Raw genomic sequence first — 4,802 nt, forward strand, 5'->3', positions numbered from 1 at the left:
AGTGCCTTCCAAGGATCTTCCAATGAAGTTCCATTGGACGTTTGCTGACTAAAGCGTCTTGGCCAGGTTCAGATGTGAAATCCCGGTTTGGACGTTTTGGACGAGATGGGACTGCATGAAAATTCCAACGAACCTGATTCCGTCGGAACGCTTCTTACCGTGGTAGAAGCCCGCCACATCAGTGGAAAACATCTGCTTGCCGGGGATGTTCTTGATGCCCTGAGCCTCAGCCCAATGCCGGAACATGTCATAGCCAACAGTGACTGTGAGGCAGCCAGACAAGGAGGCAGCTGGATCTTGGATCACGTGACCGGCCTCAAGCATTGCTTCCATGAATTGGAGCGCATGAGAGTTGGCCGTCTTGTTGCCGTCCATAGCAGCCATGACCGCTGCCGTCGGGGCTAGTCCATCGGACCAGAAGGCAGCCATGCCCTCCAGCACCCAGTTCAGAATTCCGCTGCGCTCTGCCAGTACCTTGCCTTCAAGATCGCGATCCATCTTATGTTCCGGATCCATCTCAGTGAAGGAGTGCGGGAAGGGGATGGGCAGGATCTTGATGAATGTTGCTTCATCGCGAGTGTCGAACTTGAGCGCCATGTTGGAAGCAATGAACAGGACGCACTGAGGCTTCCACGGTGATTCCATCTGTCGCATCTGCCGAGTGTTCTGCTCGTCGCCTCCAAGGATGCCCTTCAAGAATCCATCATCGAGCGGCTTCTTGCCTTGCACCTCACTAAAGCCAACAAAGCGCTTGTTGCGGAGGGCGTCTTGGTAGAAGTTTGTGTCTCCGTTGTTCAGCTGAATCGCTTGGTTATTTGGCATAACTGCGTAGGTTTGTCCAAGTCTGTTGAAGACGGACAAGAAGACAGACTTTCCAGAGGCTGGTGCCCCAAGTAGGTTGAACAAGGCACGTGGCTTCTGTTCTGCGCTAAATGCAGCTCCGACTGCCTTTTGAAGCAGCTTCACGGTATCGCCCCCATCGTCAACGATGGATGAGGATAGAAAGCCGCTCCAGGTATCGGCTCTGGCAGACGAATCGTAGTCAGCATCAAAGAATCGGGTGACTGGTCGTGACCCATCATGCGGAAGAAGGCGGACGAATCCGCTCGCGCGGTAGTCGGCAAGGTCGACTACTCCGTTGCGGAGAACAAGCCACTGGCGGTCATCTTGGAAGTGAGAGATGGGAACATCTAGTTCGGTCTTCATTACACGAACAAGTGAACTCATGCCGGCTTCAGAAGCCACACGGTCACGGTAGCGCCTGTGCTTGACGATCTCGCCCTTGTTGTACTCGTTGCGAATCTTTGCGGCTTCTTCCTTGGCCGTCGGCGAACCGTTTGAGGCGGTGTGCGTCGCCATGACTTCGTAATGACCCTTCACGAAGGCAATAGCGGAGGTCATCGCTTCCCAGTAATACTTGGTGACCTTGATAGCCACGTTGTCGCCGTCACAGGGGGCGTGCACCCTGCCGTCCCAGAGGTACCAGCGGTTTTCGGACTCGACGTACGAGAGCCTGTTCTCAAACTTATCCCGGATGGCCCTGGCTGCCGTCAACTCAGTCCGGGGAATGTTGTCCTCGGCTTTGCGGACATTGAAGCTGTCGTAGTCTGCAGCCTGCCCCATTAGGTCAATGAACCAGCGGTCGAGTCGTAGTTCTACGTAAAGGTTTTGGAGTGCTTGTGTTTCGTTCATGTAGGCAATTTCCTTTTGATTGTGAGGCCATTCGACCCCTTTCGTTGAGTTTTTTGATTTGATTTTTGTTTACCTTGGCGCTACACGTGATAAAATTCTTCGTGTAGGTAACCCTTTAGAGATCGCCCCGGCGCTTGTTCCGTCGGGGCTTCTTATTGCACGGCACAGCGGCATTCACTTACGCTTCCCCAGGTCGTCTGCTTCCTAGGCAAGGATGGATTACCCATCCACGTTTCTAGCCTTCCTGGAGCATGCCAACTTCCTCCTCCCTAAGAATTGTGTAATTGGGATAGCAGGGAACCGCTCACGAGGTTTCTGCTTTCTCAAGCTGTTTAATCTCCTCCGTTAGCCGCGCAATCTTGTTTTGCCTTGTGATGATTTCTTCCACATGTGTTCGTGTCAGGCGGTCAAGTGATCGCATTGTTGCCGTTCTGGACTGGCGAAGCAGTTCTAGTCGCTTTCTTGGGCGTCCCGGTTGTCTCTCCATAACACTTCTTTCATTAGTTGTTTCGTTGTTATCCAATTATCTCATGAATTTTTTTGTGATTTGTGTCACATCGTAAATAGGCCAGGGCGTTCCGTCGGTCAAACCTGAAACTCCCATACACTATGAAAGTAGCTGAAAACGCACAAACCCCCGGAATCACAATGATTCCGAGGGATTGATAGGAGATTACATCTTACGGGTTTCGGGCGATATTTACAAAGCGGCCAATCTATCGGCTGTCATGCCAGCGAAAGCAGGCACCACCGAAACCAAAAGTCCCGCCAACCAGACGGCCAGCGGGACTTTCGGTGATTTAGTTAGCGCTTGCCAGCGCCGTTCTTAGTGGGGTCGACAGGCACATATGACTGCCCCGACTTGGGAGTCGGTGGGAGGGTGTTGCCGCGAATGGCGGTACGTTCCTCTCCTGTGCGTCCGCCGCGAGGGCCGACAATCTCGTACTGTCCGGACAGTGGGGCGTCCTGCCCCGGTTTGTAGCTGGGGACCATGATGGTCTCCTCCTTATTGCTAAGCAGCTACTACCGGACGCCCAGCCCTGGACTTGCGCCTGAAGGGGGCGAGCGTTGTAGACTCAAAACCTCTTGACGGAGAAGAATCAAGCCTTGGTAGTGAACTGCACGAATCCCCGTAGCGGTTGCCACCGAGGCTTTTTTCATAACCCGAAGGTCATAGCTAGATACTACATCTAGTGCAGACGCCTCTTTGGAACCCCAAGATGATGTATTACAACTATGTCATTTAATGCACCTTTAATCCACAGGGAGGGGCCTTCGAAATGTCCGGAATTCCGCTGTTTTTGCGGACACAATCCACATCCTGTGGACTACTTAGGCACATTTAACGCCCAGCGTGTCGAGGAAAAGACGGCGTGTCGCATGCCTCGTTTCCCGTGTCGCGGTGCGTCGGGGGTATCGTACGCGACACAAAGAGGCCTACCCGAAGTAAAGTAGTAGAGCTGCCTAAAGTTCTCCATCCGTCAATCTGCCGGCTGCTGAAGCTTTCTCAGTAGGTCACTACGCATAAGCTCGACGGAGTCAGAGCGGAACCGCTGACCGCGCTTGCCCCGGCTGGCGCTGATCTTGTCATAGAACACTTCAATGATGCGTCGCTTGCGCTCCATCGGAACCGCGTTCCAACGCGCCAGGGCTTCGGCCTCAAGCGCCACAAGATCATCCTGCAACTGCTTCATGCCCTTACCCTTCGGCTCCCATCGCAGGCCTTCAAACAGGGAGTCCTTATCCAGTTCAAGGATCTCGGCATTGATCGCCTTCAGCGCTTCCTCATGCTTGGCTTCCTTCTGCGCGAAGACGGAGGGGGACGGCGGCTCTTCCAGCGATAAGGCCTCATCCATCCATTCCCGATGCTTCAGGATCATCGTGGAGCGGTTGGCGGTCAGTCTGGCGAGGTTGCCGGAATCGCCTAGCAGCGTCTCCTGAGCCTCAGGCGATACCAGCGTCAGCAAAAAGTCATTGACCACTACTGCATCCGTCTTCTCCGCGTTCTTAGCGAAAGGTCCACCAATGCTGTTGCCGTCAGCGTCGAAATGTTCCACGGTCTGGCATTTGTACAGGCGTTCGTTGTTCTTGCCTCCTGCGTAGGAGGTCACCATGACCGAATTACACTCGGCGCAACGGAGGATTGAGCTAAGCAGGTGAGAGCCAGGCGGAAGGCTCTTCTTCCCGCGTACTCCGGTCTTCCGCTCGGCAAGGACAACCTGAAGGTGTTCAAACGTCTCTTCGTCCAGGACGGGAGTCCAGTTCACAAGGGTCACCGTCTGACCTTCATAGGTGCGCTTCCCAATCAGTCGTTCGTTTTGAAAAAGTTCTGACAGTCTGCGGTGGTTCCATGGGTTACCACCGCGCCCCTTGCCGCCGTTGAGCCGATTCTTCTCGGACTGCGAGAAGGGAGTACGGAGACCGGTGGCATTCCAGCGCTTGGCAATTTCATTCAGGGAAGCGTCCTTGTTAAGGAAGTCCTTAGCGCCTGTCCGGATAGCTTTGGCCTCGACCTCTTTCAGGGTGCCGTCAAGGTTGTTTCCGAACACAGGACGGGAGAGCCGGGGAAGGCCGCGCTCAAGCTCACCACGGTAGGCAAGCTTCTGGCGCTCCGACTTCTGCCTGCCCTCAATCCGGCTGAGCAGCGAACGAAACCGCGTCATCAACTCAGACGATGCATTCTCCACCGTGATTACTTGCCCGTCACAGGTGTAGCCAGTGCATCCTGCCAGGAGAAAGCGGTCAAGGGCATCATGGTAACCGCGCTCAAGCCGTTCCTGCCGCCAGACAACCACTACTTCAGGGGCATCCGTGAGTAGCTGCTCGAAGTCATGCCTGAGCGCTCCGGTAGTGGCACTGATTGAGTTGTCAGAGTAGATCTTTCCAACCGTCCAGCCTTTGGAGGCGATCAAGGCTTTACACTCCTTGATCTGATTTTCGACGCTATCGCCGGTACCTCTCCGGTCGCTGGACAGTCGTGCGTATATGGCGGCGGTGGTCATGGAATAACGGTAACTCAAACTTGTAGCTCGTTCGATACATCGAGCTGTACCGCACGCAGTTCAACGAGGCCACCGCTGTTGCCCAGGAAGCAGTTCCCGAGCTCTAGG

At 54.5% G+C, this 4,802-nt stretch carries 2 protein-coding genes; both read right to left on the bottom strand.

From position 1 onward, the window contains the following. Positions 1-48 precede the first annotated feature (48 nt). Positions 49-1,692, bottom strand: coding sequence for a phage/plasmid primase, P4 family (locus HTS88_RS21815; protein WP_174182262.1), 1,644 nt, complete (start codon positions 1,690-1,692; stop codon positions 49-51). Positions 1,693-3,173: 1,481 nt separating this feature from the next. Then, complete coding sequence (locus HTS88_RS21820; protein ID WP_174182264.1) at positions 3,174-4,694, bottom strand: recombinase family protein; 1,521 nt, start codon at positions 4,692-4,694, stop codon at positions 3,174-3,176. Positions 4,695-4,802 lie beyond the last annotated feature (108 nt).

It is taken from the genome of Pseudarthrobacter oxydans, from assembly GCF_013314975.1.
GTDB lineage: Bacteria > Actinomycetota > Actinomycetes > Actinomycetales > Micrococcaceae > Arthrobacter > Arthrobacter oxydans.

What these genes read in the sequence shown, in the direction of transcription:
- HTS88_RS21815 (WP_174182262.1), bottom strand. Translation starts at nt 1,692, where the DNA reads ATGAACGAAACACAAGCACTCCAAAACCTTTACGTAGAACTACGACTC.
- HTS88_RS21820 (WP_174182264.1), bottom strand. Translation starts at nt 4,694, where the DNA reads ATGACCACCGCCGCCATATACGCACGACTGTCCAGCGACCGGAGAGGT.